This is a genomic window from Streptomyces sp. NPDC051322, assembly GCF_040689485.1.
Lineage (GTDB): Bacteria > Actinomycetota > Actinomycetes > Streptomycetales > Streptomycetaceae > Streptomyces.
Map to the genome: position 1 here is coordinate 410,362 of NZ_JBFBAK010000006.1, position 19,137 is coordinate 429,498.

Here is a 19,137-nt window from a genome sequence, read left to right on the forward strand (position 1 = left end):
GTCGGTTCGGGTCAGGTGGGGCGCGAGGATTCCGACGGAACTCACTTTTTGAGCCATTTCCATTGGGCCGGGTGGAAGTTGGCGAGAGAGTCCTGGGTGAACCCGCCGAGGCCGTCCCTGAGCACCGATATCTGGTAGTCGGGTTCCGGCAGCCAGATCACCGGCAGTTGCTTGGCGAGCGCTGCGCTGTACTTCTGGACGGCCCTGGGGTCGCTGGAGGTGGTGGTGGCGGTGACGAGTTCGTCGACGGCCGGGTCGGAGTAATTGCCGAAGTTCGATCCGCCCTTGGTGCGGAAGAGCGCGTCACCGGTCGGGAAGGCCGGAAAGTACCAGCTGCCCGCGGTGCCGAAGAAGGACAGCTGCCATGAGCAGCGGGCCTGCCCCGGGGTGCACTGCGGGGTCTGCGAGAGCACCGAGTTGACCGGAGCGGTCTTGATCGAGAAGTCGATGCCCGAATCGCCGAACGACGACTGGAGCGCGCTCATCAGGTTGTCGGTGACGGTCGAACCGGACTGCGCGAGCACCCGCATCCGGAACTTGGTGCCCTTGGCGACACCCGCGCCGCACGCGTCGGAACCACTGCCGGGCCGCGTGCACACCATGACGCCGTTCTTCTCCTGCCAGCCGTGGCTGGTCAGCAGGGCCTTGGCCTTGCTGTTGGAGAAGGGGTACGGGTTGTGCTTCTGCTGCTTCGAGAGGAAGTCGGAGGGCTGGCCCTGCGGGACCGGTCCGTAGGTCGGGACGGCGGTGCCGTCGTAGATCACCTTGGACAGGATGTCCTGGTCGACCGACATCTGTATCGCCTGCCGGGCGTAGAGCTGGCGGAAGACCGGGCCCATGGCGGGATTGGAGAAGTTGTACGGCATGTAGGTGACGGCCCAGCCGGCCCACGGCTTGACGTCGTAGCCGATGGAGGTGAAGGACTTCTTCTGGCCGAGGTCCGTCGAGTCGATGTAGCCGTAGTCGACCTGACCGGCACGCAGCGCGTTCTTCTCCGCGTCGGTGGTGGTGAAGGGCAGCAGGTTCACCGTCTTGATGTGGGCCTTCCCACCGCCGTCGTACTTCTTGTTGGCGACGAGCGTCACCTTGCCCGAGGTGGAGAAGGTCTTGATGGTGTACGGGCCGCTCACCGTCTTCCACAGCGGGTCGCTCTGGTAACGGCCGATCTTCTTCGCCGCGGAGTTGAGGAACGTCCAGACCTGCTTGGCCCCGGCAGTGCTGCGGTCGGCGTCGGAGATCTTCCCGGCGGCGCTGGTCTTGTCCCACACGTGTTGCGGCAGCGGTTTGATCAGGCTCAGTTCGTTGGCCAGCATCCACTGGGCGTTGTACGCCTTGTCGAACGTGAGGGTGAAGTGGTGGTCGTCCACCGTCTTGAACGAGGTCCAGTTGTCCGGCGCCTGGCCGGGGCTGTAGCTGGCCCACTTGTCCTTTTCGGCCGTGACGACGTTGTACCAGAATTCCACGTCACGGGAGGTGATGGGCTTGCCGTCGCTCCAGTGCCGGTCGCCGAGGGTGATTTCGACGCTCTTGCCGTCCTTGGCGAAGTCGGCGCCGGTGGCTACGGACGCGTCCTTGTTCCAGCCGATGGTTCCGGTGGAGCCGTCGTAGGAGACCAGTGGCTCCCAGAGGGTGGAGATGATGGAGCCGTTGTTGGTGTTGAGGTGCGCGGCGGTGCCCAGCGGAAGAATCCAGTTGGGCATGAAATTGGCCGGCAGCGCGTAGTTGATGGAGTGGGTCGAGGCAGACGACGAACCGGTCGATCCGGTACACCCCGCGAGCAGCGCGCTCGCTGAGGCGACGGCTCCCGCGACCAGAGCCCAGCGGCGCCGGGGCGCGGTGCGAGCACGCAACATGAATGACTCCTTGAGGATGGGGACGGGAGTAGTCAACGACCTCCGGGGTCGAAAAAACAAACAAAGTAATGTCAATATTTGGTTACGCTGATATTGGAAAAAGTCTCGCGCGGTTTCCCCGGGAAGGGTCTTGGCGGGCTTTACTTGCGCTCAACTCCCTTATGAGTAAAGCCTCTTCTGCATTCCGCGTCTCCCCCCATCCGCTATCGGCGTTCACGGGACAGCGGGACGGGCGTAGGGTCGGTGCCACACATCCGCCGACGATAGTTAGTGCATGAATGAAATAAGTACCGGGCGAAATGTTTCACGGGGTTCCTCCCCCCTCGCCGCCCGGATCCTCGCCGTCATCGCGTCCGGGCAGGCGACGTCGCGTGCCGAGCTGGCGCAGTTGCTGGGGGCCGCCCCGTCGACCATCTCGTTGACGGTCGGCCAACTGCTGAGCCGCGGACTCCTGGCCGAACGTGGTACCCGCTCCTCCTCCGGTGGGCGGCCCCGCAAGATCCTCGTGGTCGGCGGCCGGGACGAGTTCGCGGTCGCCGCGGACCTCGGCGCCCACCACGCGCGGGTGGGGATCGTCCTGCCCGGCGGGGGCCTCGCGGACGTCTCGACGGTGCCGTTCGCCATCTCCGACGGCCCGGAACCCACCCTGTCCCGGCTGGCGGAAACCCTGGAGGAACTGGTCCGGCGGCGTGGCCCCCAGCGGCTGCGCGGAGTGGGCATCGCGCTGCCGGGGCCGGTCGACACCGAGGCCGGGATGGTGACCCTGCCGTCCCGGATGCCGGGGTGGAACAGGTTCCCGGTCGGTGACTGGCTCCGGGAGCGCTTCGCGGTGCCGGCCGCCGTCGACAACGACGCGAACTGCATGGCGGTCGGCGAGCACACCGTACGACCGCCCGAGGTCCGGCAGTCGATCATGGTGAAGACCGGATCGGCGATCGGCGCCGGAGTCATCGTCGACGGCAAGCTCTACCGGGGCGCGACCGGGGTGGCCGGCGACATCACCCACGTCCGGATCGACGCGGCCGGGGACACCCCCTGCTCCTGCGGCAACACCGGCTGCCTGGAGACTGTCGCCTCCGGCGCCGCGCTCGTGCGCATCCTGCGGGAACGCGGCGCCGACGTGCGTTCCACCGAGGACGTCGTCCGCCTCACCTCGGACGCCGACCCGGAGGCGACCCGCGCGGTGCGCACGGCCGGCAGATACCTGGGCGAGGTGCTCGCCGCGAACGTCAACTTCTTCAACCCGTCCGCCGTGTACCTCGGCGGCATCCTCTCCACCCTGGAACCCTTCGTCGCCGCCGTGCGCAGCAGGCTCTACGAGGGCTGTCACCCGCTGGTCACCGAGCACCTGACCATCGAACGAGCCCGGCTCGGCGCCGACGCGGGGCTCGTGGGCGCCGGCCAGTCCGCCCTCCAGCGCGCCTTCAACCAAGCGCTGACGTCGCTCACCGCGGAGCCGGACGCCGCCGAACCGGTCCCGCCCCCGCCCGCCGGGCCGCCGCTGCCCCCCGGCGCCTGAAGTCTCCCGCCCGAGTCGCCCACCCGAGCCGGCCGCCCGGCTCCGTACACCCCTGGAGAACCATGCCGCAGCGCACCGCCGTCGCCCGCCCCGTCATCGCCATCGCGGGACTCGGCATCGAATCGTCGACCTTCTCCCCGGCCCGGACCGGGGCCGCGGCCTTCCATCCGCAGCGTGGCGAGGAGGTCCTCAACCGCTATCCGTTCCTCGCCCCGGGCCGGGCGCTGGCCGAGGCGGCCCACTGGCAGGGCGCGCTGGTCGGCAAGTCGCTGCCGGGCGGCATGGTCACCGCCGAGGCGTTCGCCGAGCTCTCCGGTGAGCTGCTGGAACGGCTCGCCGCCATGGAGCAGCTCGACGGCCTCTGGTTCGACATCCACGGCGCCATGACCGTGGAGGGTGTCGACGACGCCGAGGCGAAGCTGCTGGCCGACATCCGCGACGTGATCGGCCCCGACGTCATCGTCTCCACCTCCATGGACCTGCACGGCAACGTCTCCCGCGAACTGGTCCACGGCACCGACCTGATCACCTGCTACCGGATGGCCCCGCACGAGGACCACCTGGAGACCAAGGAACGGGCCGCCCGCAACCTGGTGGAGCTGCTGGTCAGCGGCGCGCCCCGGCCGGTCAAGGCCTGGGTTCCGGTCCCGGTGCTGCTGGCCGGCGAGCAGACGTCCACCCGCATCGAGCCGGCGAAGAGCGTGTACGCGGCGGTGGCCGAGGTGGAGGGCACCGACGGCGTCATCGACGCCGCGATCTGGGTCGGTTACGCGTGGGCCGACGAACCGCGCAACCGCGCCACGGTGGTCGTCACCGGTACGGACGAGGCGGCGGTCACGACCGGTGCCGAGCGGCTGGCACGCGGCTTCTGGCAGGCCAGGCGCGACTTCGCCTTTGTCGCGCCCACCGGCACCATGGCCGAGTGCGTGGACGGCGCGCTCGCGTCGAAGGCACGCCCCTACTTCATCAGCGACACCGGCGACAACCCGACGGCGGGCGGCGCGGGCGATGTCACCTGGGGCCTCGGCTACCTGCTGGACCGGCCCGAGTTCCGGGCGCCGGAGGGCCCGACCGTCATCTACGCCTCGGTGCCGGGGCCTGCCGCCGTCGCGGCGGCCGTAGGGGTGGGCGTCGGCGCGACCGTCACCGTCACGGCGGGCGCCGAGGTCGACGACCGGCACGCCGGCCCGCTCAACCTGACCGGCGAGGTGCACGCGATACGCCACGGCGACCGGGACGCGGAGACCGAGGTGGTGCTCAGGGTCGGCAGTGTGTACGCGATCCTCACCAAGCTGCGCAAGCCCTACCACCACGAGCAGGACTTCACCGGGCTCGGCCTCGACCCGCGCGGCGCCGACCTGGTCGTCGTCAAGATCGGCTACCTGGAGCCGGAACTCTTCGACATGTCCGCCGACTGGAAGATGGCTCTCACCCCCGGCGGCGTCGATCAGGACCTGGTCAGGCTGGGACACAGCCGCATCCACCGCCCGATGTTCCCCTTCGACCCCGACATGACCGACCCGGACCTGGCCGCCCGTCTGATCGACCCCAGCGACCGCCCGCTCACCGGAAACGCCGAATGAGCGGCCGCGCTGGGGACGGGCCTGTGGACGGGCTTGTGGGCGGCCCCGTCGCGAGCGACCGGCTCGCCCTGGAGATCGCGGTGACCTCGGCCGCCGGAGCGCGTACCGCCAGGGACGGCGGCGCCGACCGGGTGGAACTCTGCTCGGCCCTGGAGCTGGGCGGCATCACCCCCTCGGCGGCGCTGGTGGAAAGCGCCGTGTCGGCGGGTTTGCCGGTACACGTACTGGTGCGGTGCCGGCCGGGCGACTTCGTCTACGACGCCGAGGAGATCGCCCTGATGAGCGCCGAGGTGCGCTCGGCGATCCGCTCGGGCGCGGCCGGCGTGGTGATCGGCGCGCTGACGGCCTCCGGGACGCTCGACACCGAGGCGATCAGGCAGTTCACCGACGCCGCCCGGGAGACGGGCGCGGCGGCGGGCCGCCCGGTGGAGGTCACCCTGCACCGGGCGATCGACCAGACCGCCGACCCGGCCGCCACGGCCGCCGAGGTTCCCGCGCTGGGACTCGACCGGATCCTCACCTCGGGCGGCGCGGCCACCGCTGTCGCGGGTACGGCGGTCATCGCCGCCATGGTGTCCGCCGCACCGGACATCCAGGTGATGGCCGGGGCAGGCGTCCGGCCCGCCGACATACCCGGTCTGGCCGCAGCCACCGGCGTCGCCGCCGTCCACCTCTCCGCCAAGTCCCCGGCCCCGACCGGCCCGCGCGGCCGTGGCCTCGCCCTGGGTGTCACCGACTCCGCGACGCACTACCTCACCGACCCCGAGCTGGTGCGCGCGGCGCACACCGCCCGGAACGGCCCCGGCTACAGGACGACGGCGTGAACGCCGGGCAGGTTGTCGAAGGCTGCCTCGGCGTCGGTGGTGACGATGGTGCGCGCTGTGGCGGCAGCCGTCGCCGCGATGATCAGGTCATGCGCGCCTCGAGGCCTTCCTGACCGGCGCACGTGGGCGAGGAGACGAGCGTGGATGCGAGCGGTGTCGCTGGTGTAGTCCTCAACCGGAATGAGAGCAAGCACGCCGTCGACGAACTCCTGCCGCCGGGTCCGGTTGACTCCGTCTGCCAGTTCCACACCGAACTGGAGCTCCGCCACGGTGACCGCGGCGAGACAGACGTCGTCATCACCCTGCAGGAGGGACGCGAGATCCGCCGCGCCGCGTTCCGCGCGGATGAGGGCGCCGGTGTCCAGGATCAGGCGTCGGGCCACTGGGCGCTCACCTCGTCGCCCAGCAGGGTGCGGACCGAGGAGATGTCCTCGGCGAAATCGCGGTCGGGCCTGTGGTCGGCGAGGAACTCCTTGAGCGCCGCACCGTTCCCAGCCGATGCCGGACCGAGGACGGCCAGCCGACGGCCCGCACGAGTGATCACGATGGTCTCACCGTGCTCCGCGCGGTCCAGGGCGGAGGCGAAGTTTCTCGACACATCTGTCGCCGTCATCGTCTTCATGGAATCAGAGTATCTGATTTCCACTGCTCATGGCCAGGTCTGGACGGGACGAGCCGCCAGGTCCTGGTGCCCGAGCTGCTGGAGAGCGCCCGGCCGGTCACCGATCCGCGCCGGCGGTCATGTCCTGCGTGCCGATCACGGAGAGAAGCTCCAGTTGGGCGGCGCCCTCGGTGCCGGGCCGGGCGCTGAACCAGAGCAGGCGCTGGCGTCCGTCCTCGCTGAACATGGAGGTGCAGTCCAGCTCGATGACGCCCAGCGCGGGGTGCACGATGCGTTTGTGGTCGGCCCGCCGCAGAGCGACATCGCGGGTCTCCCAGAGGGCGGCGAATTCCTCGTTGCGGCGTCGTAGCACGGTCACCATCTCCTGGACCTCGGGGTCGCGGCCGCGCCGGGCGGCGACGGCCTGCAGGTCGGCGACGAATACCCGGGAGTGGTGGTCGTGGTCCTCGGACGGATACAGCGTGCGGGACCCGGGGTCGGTGAACCAGCGGTGGACGAAGCTCGCCTCAGGCCCGCGCACGGCGGGCGGAGGGCCGATGAGGGCGACGGCCAGACGGTTCTGGACGAGGACTTCGTGCAGATCGGTGATGACCTGGGCGGGGGTGCTGGTGAGCTGGTCCAGCAGGCCGAGCAGGGCCGGCTGCACGTGCCCGGCCGGGCCGTCCGCTGCCGGGGGGAGCGGACGGTCGGCGAGGTGGAACAGATGGTCGCGCTCATCGCCGTTCAAGCGAAGTGCCCGGGCGAGGGACGCCACCACCTGGGCCGACGGCTGGGCGCCGCGACCGCGTTCCAGCTCGGTGTAGTAATCGGCCGAAAGACCGGCCAGCTGGGCGACCTCCTCGCGCCGCAACCCGGCCACCCGGCGCCGCGGACCGGTGGGCAGGCCGACGTCGGCCGGGCGGATCCGGTCACGCCGGGACTTGAGGTATGCGGCGAGCTCCGAGTGGTTCACGTCCCCATCGTCCCTCGCGCCGGGGGCCCGAGCCAGGGGGTGCCAACCCCAGGGTGGGGACAGCCCTGGTTGATGTGGGGGCAGCGGCCCAGGCTGGACACACAAGCCGGGCACCACGACGCAGCGCCGTCGCCCGGTGCCACGACCCCCCCATCGGGGCTTCCCTGATCCAGCATCATCCGACAGGAGTCGCCATGTCTTCCCAAGGAACCCCGAAGAGCCGTGCCGCTTCCGAGCACGACACCGACCGGCCCCGCGTCGCCATCGTCACCGGCGGTTCGCGCGGTATCGGCCGCGAGACGGTGCGCCGGCTGGCCACCGACGGCTACGCCGTCGTGGTCGGCTACGCAGGCAACCGCGAACTGGCCGAGGCCGCGGCCAAGGACGCCACCGACGCCGGTGGCCGGGCAGTCGCCGTCCAGGCGGACGTCGCCGACGAGCAGCAGATGGCCGAGCTGTTCGACACCGCCGGGTCCGAGTTCGGCGGCGTCGACGTCGTCGTCCACGCGGCCGGCCGGATGCATCTGTCCCCGATCACTGACCTGGACCTGGCGGAACTGGACGCCATCCACCGCACCAACATCCGCGGCACTTTCGTCGTCGCCCAGCAGGCCGCCCGGAAACTCCGCAACGGCGGGGCGGTGATCACGTTCTCCACGTCGGTGGTCGGTCTGGCCTTCCCCGGTTACGGCGCCTACAGCGCCAGCAAGGGCGCCGTTGAGGCGCTCACGATGGTCCTCGCCCGCGAACTGCGCGGCCGTGACATCACCGTCAACGCCGTCGCCCCCGGCCCCACGGCCACCGACCTGTTCTTCGACGGCAAGGACGAGGCGACCATAGCCCGCCTGGCCGCGCAGGCCCCGCTGGAACGCCTCGGTACCCCGGCCGACATCGCCGAGGTGGCCGCCTTCCTCGCCTCCCCGGCCGGCCACTGGGTCAACGGCCAGGTCGTCCGCGCCAACGGCGGCATCGTCTGACCGGACGACGCGCTCGCCGCAGCCGACTCCGGTTACCCACACCACGAAAGAAGCGTCAGATGCCGTTCGCGAACTTCAAGGTCCCCGCCGGATCCCTCGACGAGAAGCAGAAGCAACAGCTCGTCACCCGCGCCACCGAACTGTACGTCGAGATCTACGGCGAACGGGCCCGCGCCAACACCATGGTCCTGGTCGAGGAGGTCACCGACGGCGGCTGGGGCATCGGCGGCAATGTCCTCACCCTCGCCATGCTTCAGGAGCCGCCCGAGAGGTGAGAGCGCCGACGGCTTGCGGTTGCCGCTGCGTCAACTTCTACGGTCGTACGTGTGGCCGGACGGACCGGCCCGGTGATGGGAGGCACGGCGATGGCCTGGTCGATCGCGGATGTGGCCCGGATGTCCGGGGTGACATCCCGGACGCTGCGGCATTACGACGCGATCGGTCTGCTGCCGCCTGCCCGGATCGGAAGCAACGGCCACCGCTACTACGAGCAGGCCGATCTGCTGCGGCTGCAGCAGATCCTGCTGATGAGGGAGCTGGCCCTGGGGCTGCGCGAGATCCGGGAGGTTCTGGACAACCAGGTCGATCAGGTGGCCGTGCTGCGCGAACACCGGAGGCGGCTGCTGGGGGAGCGGGACCGGCTGGAGACGCTGGCCCGCACCGTCGGGCGGACCATCGCCGAACTGACGGAAGGCAAGGTCGACAACACCATGGTGCAGATCAACAGGCCGGAGAACCTGTTCGAGGGATTCGACCCGTCGCCCGCCGAGGCCGAGGCGCGCGAGCGGTGGCCGGAGCAGTGGGAGCAGTCCCAGCGGGTCGCGGAGACGATGACCGCCGATGACCAGGACCGGTGGCAGCGCGAGGTGACGGCGCAGATGATCCGCCTGGCGGAGTTCATGGTGGCCGGCACACCGGTCGCCGATCCCGCGGTGCAGGCCGAGATGGACGTCCACTACCGGAGTGTCTGCCGTTTCTGGACCCCGAACGCGTGCGCGTACAAGGGACTGGGCCGGACCTACGTCGACGACCCGCAGTTCCGCTCCAATTACGACAGAATCGCCGACGGCCTGGCCGCCTACCAGTGCGAAGCGATGGCCGTGTACGCCGACGCCCGGCTGAGCTGAGCTGTTCGGGGGCCCACGGCGCCGGGGGCCGCGGGCTCCTGGCGGTGGCGGGCCCTGCCGTCCTCGCACAGGTCGACCATGGCCCGTGAGCCCCGAAACCGGCTCACGGGCCCGCACGGCGGCCGCGACATGCCACCCCTGCGCATGCCCGCAGGTCCGTCACATCCCCGCTGCCCGGCCGCGCAACTCCACGCGCTGCAAGCCGACATGAGTGGCCGGGGTGGGGATACACGGTCGACAGGCGCCACGCATCACTGGCGGTCCGAAGTCATACCTTGGATTGGATGTGATCACATGACAACGCCGGACCATTACCCTTCGCACGAATCGAACGACTGGCAGCCCGGCCGGACAGCCGTACGCAGCAGCAACGGCCTCGCTGTAGCCGCACTTGTGCTCGGGATCCTGGCCGTAGTCTTCTTCTGGACCGTCATCGGCGGCATTCTCCTCGGTGTGATCGGCCTGGTCCTCGGAATCTTCGGTATCCGCAGGGCAAGCGCCGGCAAAGCCCCCAGACGTGGCATGGCGATCACGGGAACAGTGCTGTCCGTACTGGGGATCCTCGGCGGCGCCGGCATCCTGATCGCGGGAATCTCCATCCTGAACTCCGACTCCTTCAAGAGCTATTCGGACTGCGTACATCACGCCGACTCCCAGTCCGAAAAGGACCAGTGCGCACGCGACTTCAACCATCAGCTGGGCAACTGAGCACAATGCGCGCCCCATAGGCGAACTTCTACGGCCCGGTCGCTCACAGCGCACTCCGCGCTCAGCCGAGTGGTACGACGATTCCGCCACCGTGGCGGCCTGTCTCCGCCTCGTCCAGCATGAGCGCGGCCACGCTGGGGCGGCCGATCCTGGGCGGCAGCAGAGGGCGCCGCAGCTCTGCGAGCGGCACGAGGCGTCGTTCGGGGCTGATCGGCTGGTCGGTGACGTCCGGGGCGTGGAACACCGTGGCACCGGCGTCCAGGGCGACTGGTCCATGCGTCGTGGCCGCCGCGCTCAGTGGCGCGACCGCGGGTGCTGGGGTGCGGGCGGGTGTCAGCCGGTCAGCTGGTTGAGCTTGCGGATCTGCTTGTCGAAGGCCCGGGCGGGAACGACGCGGCGCAGTGCGCTCGCGCGTCCGGCCACGGGGCCGGCGGTGTAGCGCAGCTTCGGCTTCGCGTCGGTCGCCGCCGCGACGATCACCTTGGCGACGACGGCGGGGGGGTCGCCGTCCCTGATCGCCTGCACCATCAGGCGGTCGAAGGTGTGCCGTTGCTTCGCGTAGACCTGCAGGGGCGTGTCGGGCTTCGCGCTGTTGGCCTCGAATCCGGTGCTGGTGTAGGCGGGTTCGACCAGAAGCGCTCGGACGCCGTGCTCACGGATCTCGTGGTCCAGGGACTCGGAGTAGCCCTCGATCGCATGCTTGGAGGCGGCGTAGACGGCCATGTAGGGCGAGGGGATGAGCCCGACCACGGACGAGATGTTGATGATGCGTCCGCGGCCCTGAGCGCGCATGTGCGGCAAGACCGCCTTCACCATGCGCATGACCCCGAAGACGTTGGTGTCGAAGACGCCCTGGGCCTGCGCGATGGAGGTTTCCTCGGCCGCACCCATCGAGCCGACACCGGCGTTGTTGACCAGGACGTCGATCCGCCCGAACCGCTCGATCACCTGCTGGACCGCGGTGGTGACCGAAGGGTCACTGGCCACGTCGAGGTCGAGGAGCGTCACACTGCCGAGCGGGGTGACGCGCGCGGCGTCGCGGCTTGTGCCGACCACATCGAAACCCGCTGCGACCAGTGCGAGCGCGGCTTCCTTCCCGATGCCGGAGGACGCACCCGTCACGAGTGCCACCGGCTGATTTGTCGTCATGAGGAATCCCCAGCTCATTGAGAAACTGATCGGTTTCCACTCACCGTAAACCGATCGGTTTCCCTCCGCAAGGGTGGGGGGTGCGTCAGCGCACGTCTGCCGCATCGAGCAGGGTGACGACAGTGGGTGTGATGAGCCCGGTCAGGCTGTCGGCCCGGATCCCCGCGCGGGCGCTGGCGCCGTCGAAGACCAGGCTGAGCTGCCGGGCCAGCAGGTCGGGATCGCTCGCGCCACCCTGTTCGGCCTCGGAACGGAAAAAGGCCGTCAGTTTCGCCTTGGCCTGGTGGGCCACCCGACTCGCAGGGTGGCTCTGATCCTTGAGCTCGATCTGCACGGCCAGGTACGGGCAGCCGCGGAACTCGGGGGCGCCCGCCTGCGACTCCACCTGCTCGAAGACGTGCAGGATCCGTTCGCGAGGCGAACGGCCATCGCCCGTCGCGGGCAGGAGCCCGGCCACGAAGGCGGAGGTGCGCTCCTTCAGGCTTGCCGCCAGCAGTTCGTCCTTGCTCTCGAACAGCTGGTACAGCGAACGCTTCGACACTCCCGCCGCCTTGCACAGCGCCTCGACGCCGATGCCGACACCGTCTCGGTAGGTGAGCGTGGCCGCCGCCTCCAGCAGCCGCTCTCGGGAACTTGGCTTCACTTCGGTGGTCATACTGCGAGGTTAGCCGGAACGGGGCGAAATAAAACCGATCGGTTTCCACGCATCGTCAACAGCAGCGCCGTGATCTTCACCACCGACCCCGCGGACATCCACGCCTGCCTGACAGTCCTCGCACCGACGGACGTGCACGTGGTCGCCGTCTGACGGCCTGGACTCAAGCTCTGCCCCACCGGGCAGGGTCCTGCCCGATCCAGCGCCGGGAGGGGGCGATATTGTCGCTACCGGGATAAAAGGTTAGCCTGCCCTAATCTACGAAGACGATCCCGGGGTTGAGGATGTCGATGGTCTCAGTGCAGTTGGGCGCGCGTCAGAGCGATCCGTCCGTGCCGACGGATTCGGCGGGGGTCGCGCGGCTGGCCGACCTCCGGCCCGGGATGAGTGGCCAGGTGATCGACATCGACGAGTCGGTCGAGCCGAGCACCGCGCGACGACTGTTCGACCTGGGGTTCACCCCCGGCGCCGAGGTCACCGTGCTGCGGAAGGCGCCGCTCGGCGACCCTGTCATCCTCCGGGTCGCGGAGTACGAGATGGCGCTGCGCAAAGCGCAGACCGCCGGCATCCGGATACGGCGCACCGCATGAGCTCGCACTGCGGTCCGGTGGCCCAGACGGTCACCGGTGAGACCCGGCTGGCTCTGGTCGGCAGCCCGAACTCGGGCAAGAGCACACTGTTCAACGCCCTGACCGGCCTGCGGACCAAGACCGGTAACTACCCCGGTGTGACCGTCGCACGCTATGAGGGGGTGGCGCGTTCCGACGGGCACGAGGTGGTCATCGAGGACCTGCCCGGCACCTACAGTCTCGACCCGATCAGCCCCGACGAGCAGGTCGTCGCTGATGTGCTCGATCCGGGCAACCCGGACCTCGGCACACCCGACGGCATCCTCGTCACCATCGACGCGACGACGCTGCGCCGTTCCCTCGGACTGCTCGCCCAGGTCATGCAGACCGGCCTGCCGATCTGCGTGGTGCTCACCTTCCGCGACGAGCTGGCCCGTCGCGGCGGCACACTCGACACCGCGGCCCTCCGCCGTGCGCTGGGTGTGCCGGTCGTCGGGGTGACGAGCGGGTCACACAACGAACTGGCGCAGTTGCAGTCCATGCTGCGCGGCCAGGACGCATGGGAGCGGCCGGTCGTCCCGCCGCCCACCGACCCCTCGCAGCGGCGGGCCTGGGTGGAGTCGCTGCTGCAGAGCGCGGGCTACGAGGTGCCCGAGGCCGACCGCCGCACGCGGCGCATCGATGCCGTGCTGCTGCACCCGCTGTGGGGCACGCTCATCTTCTTCGCGACCATGTTCGCGTTCTTCCAGATCATCTTCACCGTCGCGGCACCGCTGCAGGACGCGGTGCAGAGCGTCTTCGACTGGCTCGGCACGCTGGTCACCGAGCACGTCTCGAACACGTTGCTCGCCGGCTTCCTCGGCAACGCCCTGATCGGCGGCGTGGGCGGCGTGATGGTCTTCCTGCCGCAGATCGCCCTGCTGTTCCTCATGATCTCGCTGCTGGAAGGCAGCGGCTACCTCTCCCGCGCGGCATTCCTGATGGACCGGCTCATGTCCAAGGCCGGGCTGGAGGGCCGGGCGTTCGTCGCCCTGCTCTCCTCCCTCGCCTGCGCCATCCCGGGCATCATGGCCACCCGCTCCCTCCCGTCGGCCAGGGACCGCTTCGCGACCATGATGGGCGCGCCGCTGATGACCTGTTCGGCGCGCCTGCCGGTCTACGTGCTGCTGATCGGCCTGCTGGTGAGCCCCGACACACGGGTCGGTCCCCTCGGCGCCCAGGGCGTCGTCATGTTCGCCCTGTACCTCGTCGGTGCGCTCTCGGCCATGGTGACGGCCTGGGTCTTCAAACGGTTCAGCAGCCGGGGCGGTCCGGCGCTGCCGTTCTACATGGAGATGCCGTCCTATCGGCTGCCGCGGCCGCGGTCGGTGGCCGACGCCATCTGGAGCGCCTGCAAGGGCTTCCTGCAGAAGGTCGGCCGGATCATCCTGCTCGTCACCGTCGGGCTGTGGCTGCTGCTCAGCCTGCCCATGCACAGCGACGCGCAACTGCGCTCCGCCGGGGTCGATCCGGCCGCCCGGACCGCGGTCTCCGCCTATACGGTCAACCACAGCTTCGCCGCCGACATCGGTCACGCCATCGAACCCGTCTTCGAACCCCTTGGCTTCGACTGGCAGATCAACATCGGCGTGCTCGGGTCGCTGTCCGCCCGCGAGGTGTTCGTCGCCACCCTCGGCCAGGTCGCTGCCGCCCAGAACCCCGACGAGCCGACCAAGGCCCTGACACACATGACCTACACGGACGGGCCGCACAAGGGAGAGAAGCTCTTCACTCCGGCCACGACGGCCGCCTTGATGGTCTTCTTCCTCTACGCGCTGCAGTGCATGTCGACCATCGGGACCATGCGCCGTGAGACCGGCTCGTGGAGATGGCCCGCGGTCGCCTTCGGCTACATGTTCGTACTGGCCTGGACCATGTCCTTCCTGACGCACACCGTCGTGGGGGCGCTGGCATGAGCGTCATCCCCATGCACCCCGAGGCCACGGCCGACCCGCAGACCGTCCGCTGGGTGATCCCGGCCGGCACGCTGCCGGTCGTCGGAGAGATCGTCGACGCACCGGACGAGCTCGGGAAGATGCTCCGCTCCGAAGACGTCGCCTCCATCGAGGTGGAGACCCAGGCCGTGGTGATCCGGCTCGCCGACGGCCGGAGCTGGTCCGGCACGGGAGCGCGGGTGCGCGACGCGCTCAGCGCGGCACTGCAGCACCCCCGGCGGTGGCGGCCGGCCGGCGTGGTCACCGAGGACGACATGCTGCGCGCCGCACTGCAGGACGTCCTGGACGGATCCGTCGGTGACTACATCCGCTCCCATGGCGGCGAAGTGACGATCGTGTCCGCCCACGACCGGCGCGCGGAGGTGCGGATGGCGGGCACCTGCTCGCACTGTCCGGCTGCCGGGTACACCCTGGACTCCCGCCTCGAGTCGGAACTGCGTGCTCGGTTCCCCGACCTGGTCGAGCTACGGGCCACGGAGCAGCCCGGCAGGACGGCACGGCGCACCTGGCTCACCCTGGGCCGGCGCAGCGCGTGACCGCCGCGGGTTCCTGGGCTCGTCCAGGGGTCTTCCCGTTTGCTGAGGGCCGGCCGACCGTCGAGCCCGCCGCCCGCGTCTGGCGCGGGGTCAGGCCCGGGCGGCGTAGGAGACGAAGTCGTCCCACGCGGCGGGGGAGAGGGTGAGTTCGGGGCTCTGCCGGTCCTTGGAGTCCCGGACGTGGATCGCTGTCGTCTCCGTCGCCACCTCGACGCAGCTGTCCCCCTCGGAGCCGCTGTAACTGCTCTTGAACCAGGCCAGATCGGACGTGCTCATAGCGCTCCTCGCATTCGCTTCAGCAGGCCCACGGAGTCGTCGGGAGTCAGGGCCTGCGAGCGCAGTTTCGCATACCGCTGTTGGAGGACGCTGATCTCCTTCGGGTCAGCGATCAGCCGCCCGTTCTTCTGACCCTCCGAGTATCCGAACCACCGGTTCTCGGGCGCCTCGGCCAACTGCATCGGGCCGTCCAGCCCCGCGTGCGACGGCTGCCGCGTCGGCATCACTTGGAACTCCACATTCCAGTTCCGCTCGATCAACCCCAGCAACCGGTTGAAGAGTTCACGTGTCACCTCCTCCCCGCCCGTATACCGCTCCAGCACCGCCTGCTCCACGATGAAGCTGAACGCCGTCGGCGGCTTCCGCGACACCGACAACAGTTCCTGACGGGCCAGCCGCGCCGCGATCCGCTGTTCCAGCTCCGCCGGATCGGGCAGCGGCGGCACGTTCAGCGACACCGCCCGCGCGTACGCCTCCGTCTGCAACAGGCCCGGCACCACCCGGCACTCGTACGTGTACAGGCTGATCGCCGTCGTCTCGACCCGCGCCCACTGCCGGAACCAACTCGCAAGACCCGCCTGCCGTGACAGGTGCGGCGCCGCCTTGCGCAGTGCCCCCGTGTTCCCGAAAGCCGCCTCCGCGCGCTCCACGAAGTCGCGGTCCGGCATGCGCCGACCCTGTTCGATCGAGGCGACCGTGTGCTTCGAGAAGCGCACCAGGCCGCCGAACTCCTCGCGGCTCAGGCCCGCGTGTTCCCGTAAGGCCTGGACGAACGCGCCGAAGGTGCGCAGACTGTCCGACACTCCCGGTTCGGCCCCGGTTCCTCCAACCGCCGCCGTACCGCCGCCGTCCGTGTTCTCGTAGGCCACCGCCGGACACCTCCCGCACAACCGCTCCGCTGCCACGCTCGTGACGCCGACCATCGTCACGCATCGTGATGCGTACCGTCCACCCACGGTGTGCGTACGCTGACACAGCGTACGCACGTCACCTCTGGTGAACGCACCTGTCCGGTTGCCACATTGGGCGCATGACCGCACCCGAAACTCCTGCGACCCGACAAGCGCCGCTCACCGTACGTGTGTTCACCCAGCGGTTCAGCTCCACCCCGCTCGGTGCCCGCCTCGCCCGACACCTCGCTCTGCACCAACTGGACGCCTGGGGGCTGCCGCACGGCACCGAGACATCGGACACCGCCGCCCTGCTGGTCGCCGAACTCGGCGCGAACGCCGTCACGCACGGCCGGGTTCCCGGCCGGGACTTCGAGGTCACGCTCAAGCTCCTCGGCCGGACACTGCGGATCGAGGTCTCCGACACGCGGGGCGAACTCCGGCCACCGTCTCCCGGCACGCACCGCCCGACGCTCCCACTGCTTGCGGAGACCGGCCGGGGCCTCCTCCTGGTGGAGGCGCTCGCCGACCGGTGGGACGTACTCGACCGCGTCCCCCTCGGCAAGACGGTCGTCGCCGAGCTGGACCTGCCGCGCTGACGAGTCACCCAGCCGTCCATTGGCTTCCTGCTCAACGGTGCGTCCTCACTCCGGGCTGAGCTCCACCGTCGTCGTAACCCGTGTGAGGGCCGGTTTTCTCGGCACCGAACCGAATCCGAAGCGCACGGGCGGTTCGACGAGGGCCATCCCACCCAGGTCCATGCTCTGGAAGCTCCCCGACACCGCGCGGACCGGCCGCAGGTCCCGGGCGCCGTACCACTCGCGACGGCCGGCGCCCGCGCTGCCGCGAGTTCGCACACCGGACAGCAGCAGGCGGGCGGGCCGGTCCGTCAGCGCGCTCCACGCCGGACGGCGGGCGAGCGCGCCGGGAACGGCATGCAGCACGAATCCCAGAAGCCGTCGCCGACCGGTGGTGAAACGTAGATCGAGTGGCCCCGCGGTGACGGTCCAGGTGCCGCCGGCGACGCTCACGTCGACCGGGACGAGGCACACCGTGTCGAACGCGTAGGTGCCGCGGATGAAGTCCGCCGTCTCCGGGGTGGGGGCCAGCAACAGCCGTTCTCCGTCGGCCCGTTCGAGCATCACATCGCTGAACGGCCCGAACGGTGACCGTTCCCAGTGTCCGAGCACGATGCGCGTCCCGGACGGGGTGCCCATGCCGGCGATCCAGCCGTCGAAACGCAACCGCGGACGTCGTCTTGCTCCGCTGAGAATCCGGCTCATCCGCTCATCCGCTCGTCCCCGCTCGAAGCGCCGAACGTCTGCGTCAGCCGGCCTGCCCGCAACACGGGCAGGCGCACCCGCGGCTCCGCTCCGTACGCCACCACAAGTGGCGAGTCCCCCATGGGGCGCCGAACATGCGCCGGAGCTGCCCCGCCGCCCACGCGGTACGAGCAAGGGAGTGCGGACACGCTGCCGAGCAAGGACCGGGACCGCATCGACCTGCCCACGGTGGATTCGCCGTTCTCCCCTTGGTGTGGACCGAACCACGGAGAGGAGGCTGCCCGGTTGCCCGCCTCGACCGCACTCGCACTGTCGTCATACGCGTATTACGATGTCTTCGTGACGAAGGCTCGCATCACCATCAGCCTGGAGCAGGACCAGGCCGAACGCATCAGGCAGCACGCAGAACGGGCGGGCATGGATGTCTCGGCGTACCTGGTGCATGCCGCAACGCGCCAGATGGCCGAGAGCGATGCCATAGAGGAACAGTTCGCCGAGGTGGACGCACTCATCGCCCGGGCGGAGCGGGCAGCGGACGAGCTCCCCGCAGAACCCGCCCCGGAACCGGCCGCGGAGCTGACGGAGCAGGAACGCCGCGAGGTGGAGGAGGCCCTGGGTCTCGTCCATGGCCGGGACCGGCAAGGCCGCCGTCCGGGACAGGCCGCGTGAGTGCGCGGGTGCCGGTCTACGACACCGGCATGCTCATCGCACTCGCCGACCGCAAGGCGAAGGCGGTGGCCCTCCACGAGGGACTGCGCACGGTGCCGCACCGGGCGCTGGTGCTCGGGCCGGTCCTCGCCCAGGTGTGGCGCCCCCAGCCGGCGCTGGTGCACGCCCTGTCCGGCGTCCTGAAGGACTGCGCGGTCCCTCAGGCCCGTACGTCCGAGCCGCCCATGCGGCAGACGAAGGCGGGCCGTCCGGAGTGTCTGGCCTGTGCGACGGGCCCGGACCTCGCGGACTGGCGGCGCATCGGCACCGCTCTGGGGCGAGCGGCCCTGCCGGCGAAGAAGCGGCCGGACGCGGTGGACGCCTGGGTGGCCCTGGCAGCGGCCCGGCACGGCAGCGCGGTGATCTTCACCACCGACCCGGGGGACATCCACGCCTACCTTGCGGTCCTCGCACCGACGGACGTGCATGTGGTTGCCGTCTGACGGTCGACGGTCACGCAGGTTCGCCCGCTGTGCTGTCCGGGCCGGGGCGCCCTCGCAGGCGCATTCGGCCCAGACCGTCTTACCGCCGGGCGGGTACGGCTCGCGCCCCAGCGGTCGGCGAGGGCGGTGACCAGGGGCAGGCCACGGACAGACTCGGCGTCCGGGGGGCGACGGGAGGTGCCCGCCCACCAGCAGGGAGGAGTTGACTCGGCCAGGTACTACCCATGGACGGAATTCGACCGGCCTGCGCAATCTCCCCCTGCACGACACCGCACAGAACCAGCTCTGGCTGAAGATCGTCCAGATCGCCCTCGACCTGCTGGCCTGGATGCCCATGCTCGCGCTGACCGGCGAAACCCGCAGGGTGGGAGCCCCGCTTCCTAATGCTGTTGTCAAGCAGTCATAGTCACTGGAGGTGCGACTTGATAGCACCGTCGGTCACGGATCAAGGCCCACAGAACGTTGACGC

General features: G+C 69.9%; 23 protein-coding genes and 1 pseudogene. 14 read left to right on the forward strand and 10 right to left on the reverse strand.

From position 1 onward, the window contains the following. Positions 1–41 precede the first annotated feature (41 nt). The gene (locus tag AB0436_RS17300; RefSeq protein ID WP_366468697.1) at positions 42–1,853 is read right to left on the reverse strand and encodes a peptide ABC transporter substrate-binding protein; all 1,812 of its coding nucleotides are present in this window, start codon (positions 1,851–1,853) and stop codon (positions 42–44) included. Between the two features lie 274 nt (positions 1,854–2,127). On the opposite strand from AB0436_RS17300, the gene AB0436_RS17305 reads away from it, so the two are divergent. The 3 genes from AB0436_RS17305 to AB0436_RS17315 all read left to right on the forward strand — a co-directional run bounded on the left by AB0436_RS17305 (position 2,128) and on the right by AB0436_RS17315 (position 5,779). Further along, entirely contained in the window at positions 2,128–3,372 is a 1,245-nt protein-coding gene (locus AB0436_RS17305; protein ID WP_366468698.1) for an ROK family transcriptional regulator, read from the forward strand. Positions 3,373–3,434: 62 nt separating this feature from the next. After that, a complete protein-coding gene (locus AB0436_RS17310) occupies positions 3,435–4,955 on the forward strand; it encodes a M81 family metallopeptidase (RefSeq protein WP_366468699.1) in 1,521 nt (506 codons plus the stop codon). 23 nt (positions 4,956–4,978) lie between these two features. After that, the gene (locus AB0436_RS17315) at positions 4,979–5,779 is read left to right on the forward strand and encodes a copper homeostasis protein CutC (RefSeq protein WP_366468700.1); all 801 of its coding nucleotides are present in this window, start codon (positions 4,979–4,981) and stop codon (positions 5,777–5,779) included. Here AB0436_RS17315 and AB0436_RS17320 read toward each other — a convergent pair. The 3 genes from AB0436_RS17320 to AB0436_RS17330 all read right to left on the reverse strand — a co-directional run bounded on the left by AB0436_RS17320 (position 5,761) and on the right by AB0436_RS17330 (position 7,353). After that, entirely contained in the window at positions 5,761–6,162 is a 402-nt protein-coding gene (locus tag AB0436_RS17320) for a PIN domain-containing protein (protein WP_366468701.1), read from the reverse strand. The genes AB0436_RS17315 and AB0436_RS17320 overlap by 19 nt on opposite strands. After that, positions 6,147–6,401 (reverse strand): type II toxin-antitoxin system prevent-host-death family antitoxin, encoded by a 255-nt coding sequence (locus tag AB0436_RS17325; protein WP_366468702.1) that lies wholly within the window; start codon positions 6,399–6,401, stop codon positions 6,147–6,149. The genes AB0436_RS17320 and AB0436_RS17325 overlap by 16 nt, the downstream gene beginning before the upstream one ends. Positions 6,402–6,498: 97 nt before the next feature. Continuing rightward, a complete protein-coding gene (locus tag AB0436_RS17330; protein WP_366468703.1) occupies positions 6,499–7,353 on the reverse strand; it encodes a helix-turn-helix transcriptional regulator in 855 nt (284 codons plus the stop codon). A gap of 194 nt (positions 7,354–7,547) precedes the next feature. Here AB0436_RS17330 and AB0436_RS17335 point away from each other — a divergent pair, with 194 nt between their 5' ends. The 4 genes from AB0436_RS17335 (at position 7,548) to AB0436_RS17350 (ending at position 10,165) form a co-directional block, all read left to right on the forward strand. Further along, entirely contained in the window at positions 7,548–8,330 is a 783-nt protein-coding gene (locus tag AB0436_RS17335; RefSeq protein ID WP_366468704.1) for an SDR family oxidoreductase, read from the forward strand. A 59-nt stretch (positions 8,331–8,389) separates the two neighbouring features. Next, entirely contained in the window at positions 8,390–8,605 is a 216-nt protein-coding gene (locus AB0436_RS17340; RefSeq protein WP_366468705.1) for a 4-oxalocrotonate tautomerase family protein, read from the forward strand. A 90-nt stretch (positions 8,606–8,695) separates the two neighbouring features. Continuing rightward, positions 8,696–9,457 (forward strand): MerR family transcriptional regulator, encoded by a 762-nt coding sequence (locus tag AB0436_RS17345; RefSeq protein ID WP_366468747.1) that lies wholly within the window; start codon positions 8,696–8,698, stop codon positions 9,455–9,457. 294 nt (positions 9,458–9,751) lie between these two features. Beyond that, a complete protein-coding gene (locus tag AB0436_RS17350; RefSeq protein ID WP_366468706.1) occupies positions 9,752–10,165 on the forward strand; it encodes a DUF4190 domain-containing protein in 414 nt (137 codons plus the stop codon). 61 nt (positions 10,166–10,226) lie between these two features. Here AB0436_RS17350 and AB0436_RS17355 read toward each other — a convergent pair whose 3' ends face one another. From AB0436_RS17355 to AB0436_RS17365, 3 genes are all read right to left on the reverse strand, one after another. After that, positions 10,227–10,409 (reverse strand): hypothetical protein, encoded by a 183-nt coding sequence (locus AB0436_RS17355; RefSeq protein ID WP_366468708.1) that lies wholly within the window; start codon positions 10,407–10,409, stop codon positions 10,227–10,229. A gap of 89 nt (positions 10,410–10,498) precedes the next feature. Then, positions 10,499–11,314 (reverse strand): oxidoreductase, encoded by an 816-nt coding sequence (locus AB0436_RS17360; RefSeq protein WP_366468709.1) that lies wholly within the window; start codon positions 11,312–11,314, stop codon positions 10,499–10,501. Between the two features lie 85 nt (positions 11,315–11,399). After that, positions 11,400–11,969 carry a TetR/AcrR family transcriptional regulator gene (locus AB0436_RS17365; RefSeq protein ID WP_366468710.1) on the reverse strand — a complete coding sequence of 190 codons (570 nt, stop codon included), beginning with the start codon at positions 11,967–11,969 and terminating at the stop codon, positions 11,400–11,402. Between the two features lie 284 nt (positions 11,970–12,253). Between AB0436_RS17365 and AB0436_RS17370 the strand changes: the two genes are divergently transcribed. Genes AB0436_RS17370 through AB0436_RS17380 form a run of 3 tightly spaced genes read left to right on the forward strand, consistent with a single transcriptional unit; the run spans position 12,254 to position 15,068 of the window. After that, positions 12,254–12,559, forward strand: a complete 306-nt coding sequence (locus tag AB0436_RS17370; RefSeq protein ID WP_366468711.1) for a FeoA family protein — start codon at positions 12,254–12,256, stop codon at positions 12,557–12,559. Further along, positions 12,556–14,493, forward strand: coding sequence for a ferrous iron transporter B (locus AB0436_RS17375; protein ID WP_366468712.1), 1,938 nt, complete (start codon positions 12,556–12,558; stop codon positions 14,491–14,493). Before AB0436_RS17370 ends, AB0436_RS17375 begins: the two co-directional genes overlap by 4 nt. After that, positions 14,490–15,068 carry a NifU family protein gene (locus AB0436_RS17380; RefSeq protein WP_366468714.1) on the forward strand — a complete coding sequence of 193 codons (579 nt, stop codon included), beginning with the start codon at positions 14,490–14,492 and terminating at the stop codon, positions 15,066–15,068. The genes AB0436_RS17375 and AB0436_RS17380 overlap by 4 nt, the downstream gene beginning before the upstream one ends. 90 nt (positions 15,069–15,158) lie before the next feature. On the opposite strand, the gene AB0436_RS17385 is transcribed toward AB0436_RS17380, so the two are convergent. Together AB0436_RS17385 and AB0436_RS17390 are read right to left on the reverse strand one after the other, a co-directional pair. Beyond that, complete coding sequence (locus tag AB0436_RS17385) at positions 15,159–15,344, reverse strand: DUF397 domain-containing protein (RefSeq protein WP_366468715.1); 186 nt, start codon at positions 15,342–15,344, stop codon at positions 15,159–15,161. After that, on the reverse strand, positions 15,341–16,213 hold the full coding sequence (locus tag AB0436_RS17390) for a helix-turn-helix transcriptional regulator (RefSeq protein ID WP_366468716.1): 873 nt from the start codon (positions 16,211–16,213) through the stop codon (positions 15,341–15,343). Before AB0436_RS17390 ends, AB0436_RS17385 begins: the two co-directional genes overlap by 4 nt. 161 nt (positions 16,214–16,374) lie before the next feature. Between AB0436_RS17390 and AB0436_RS17395 the strand changes: the two genes are divergently transcribed. Further along, entirely contained in the window at positions 16,375–16,833 is a 459-nt protein-coding gene (locus AB0436_RS17395; RefSeq protein ID WP_366468717.1) for an ATP-binding protein, read from the forward strand. A 45-nt stretch (positions 16,834–16,878) separates the two neighbouring features. Here AB0436_RS17395 and AB0436_RS17400 read toward each other — a convergent pair whose 3' ends face one another. After that, positions 16,879–17,517: a hypothetical protein gene (locus AB0436_RS17400; protein ID WP_366468718.1), complete on the reverse strand. Its 639-nt coding sequence runs from the start codon at positions 17,515–17,517 to the stop codon at positions 16,879–16,881. A gap of 339 nt (positions 17,518–17,856) precedes the next feature. Between AB0436_RS17400 and AB0436_RS17405 the strand changes: the two genes are divergently transcribed. The 3 genes and pseudogenes from AB0436_RS17405 to AB0436_RS17415 all read left to right on the forward strand — a co-directional run. Then, positions 17,857–18,186, forward strand: a complete 330-nt coding sequence (locus AB0436_RS17405) for a ribbon-helix-helix protein, CopG family (RefSeq protein ID WP_366468719.1) — start codon at positions 17,857–17,859, stop codon at positions 18,184–18,186. Beyond that, a complete protein-coding gene (locus AB0436_RS17410; protein ID WP_366468720.1) occupies positions 18,183–18,668 on the forward strand; it encodes a hypothetical protein in 486 nt (161 codons plus the stop codon). Before AB0436_RS17405 ends, AB0436_RS17410 begins: the two co-directional genes overlap by 4 nt. A 238-nt stretch (positions 18,669–18,906) precedes the next feature. Further along, a pseudogene (locus AB0436_RS17415) lies at positions 18,907–19,045 on the forward strand (IS1380 family transposase); the annotation flags it as partial. Between the last annotated feature and the right edge of the window lie 92 nt (positions 19,046–19,137).

Excerpts from the sequence above, each read along its gene's own strand:
- AB0436_RS17300 (WP_366468697.1), bottom strand. The coding sequence starts at position 1,853 with ATGTTGCGTGCTCGCACCGCGCCCCGGCGCCGCTGGGCTCTGGTCGCG.
- AB0436_RS17325 (WP_366468702.1), bottom strand. The coding sequence starts at position 6,401 with ATGAAGACGATGACGGCGACAGATGTGTCGAGAAACTTCGCCTCCGCC.
- AB0436_RS17395 (WP_366468717.1), top strand. The coding sequence starts at position 16,375 with ATGACCGCACCCGAAACTCCTGCGACCCGACAAGCGCCGCTCACCGTA.
- AB0436_RS17380 (WP_366468714.1), top strand. The coding sequence starts at position 14,490 with ATGAGCGTCATCCCCATGCACCCCGAGGCCACGGCCGACCCGCAGACC.
- AB0436_RS17365 (WP_366468710.1), bottom strand. The coding sequence starts at position 11,969 with ATGACCACCGAAGTGAAGCCAAGTTCCCGAGAGCGGCTGCTGGAGGCG.
- AB0436_RS17375 (WP_366468712.1), top strand. The coding sequence starts at position 12,556 with ATGAGCTCGCACTGCGGTCCGGTGGCCCAGACGGTCACCGGTGAGACC.
- AB0436_RS17350 (WP_366468706.1), top strand. The coding sequence starts at position 9,752 with ATGACAACGCCGGACCATTACCCTTCGCACGAATCGAACGACTGGCAG.
- AB0436_RS17335 (WP_366468704.1), top strand. The coding sequence starts at position 7,548 with ATGTCTTCCCAAGGAACCCCGAAGAGCCGTGCCGCTTCCGAGCACGAC.
- AB0436_RS17305 (WP_366468698.1), top strand. The coding sequence starts at position 2,128 with ATGAATGAAATAAGTACCGGGCGAAATGTTTCACGGGGTTCCTCCCCC.
- AB0436_RS17400 (WP_366468718.1), bottom strand. The coding sequence starts at position 17,517 with ATGAGCCGGATTCTCAGCGGAGCAAGACGACGTCCGCGGTTGCGTTTC.
- AB0436_RS17310 (WP_366468699.1), top strand. The coding sequence starts at position 3,435 with ATGCCGCAGCGCACCGCCGTCGCCCGCCCCGTCATCGCCATCGCGGGA.
- AB0436_RS17360 (WP_366468709.1), bottom strand. The coding sequence starts at position 11,314 with ATGACGACAAATCAGCCGGTGGCACTCGTGACGGGTGCGTCCTCCGGC.
- AB0436_RS17340 (WP_366468705.1), top strand. The coding sequence starts at position 8,390 with ATGCCGTTCGCGAACTTCAAGGTCCCCGCCGGATCCCTCGACGAGAAG.
- AB0436_RS17345 (WP_366468747.1), top strand. The coding sequence starts at position 8,696 with ATGGCCTGGTCGATCGCGGATGTGGCCCGGATGTCCGGGGTGACATCC.
- AB0436_RS17370 (WP_366468711.1), top strand. The coding sequence starts at position 12,254 with ATGTCGATGGTCTCAGTGCAGTTGGGCGCGCGTCAGAGCGATCCGTCC.
- AB0436_RS17385 (WP_366468715.1), bottom strand. The coding sequence starts at position 15,344 with ATGAGCACGTCCGATCTGGCCTGGTTCAAGAGCAGTTACAGCGGCTCC.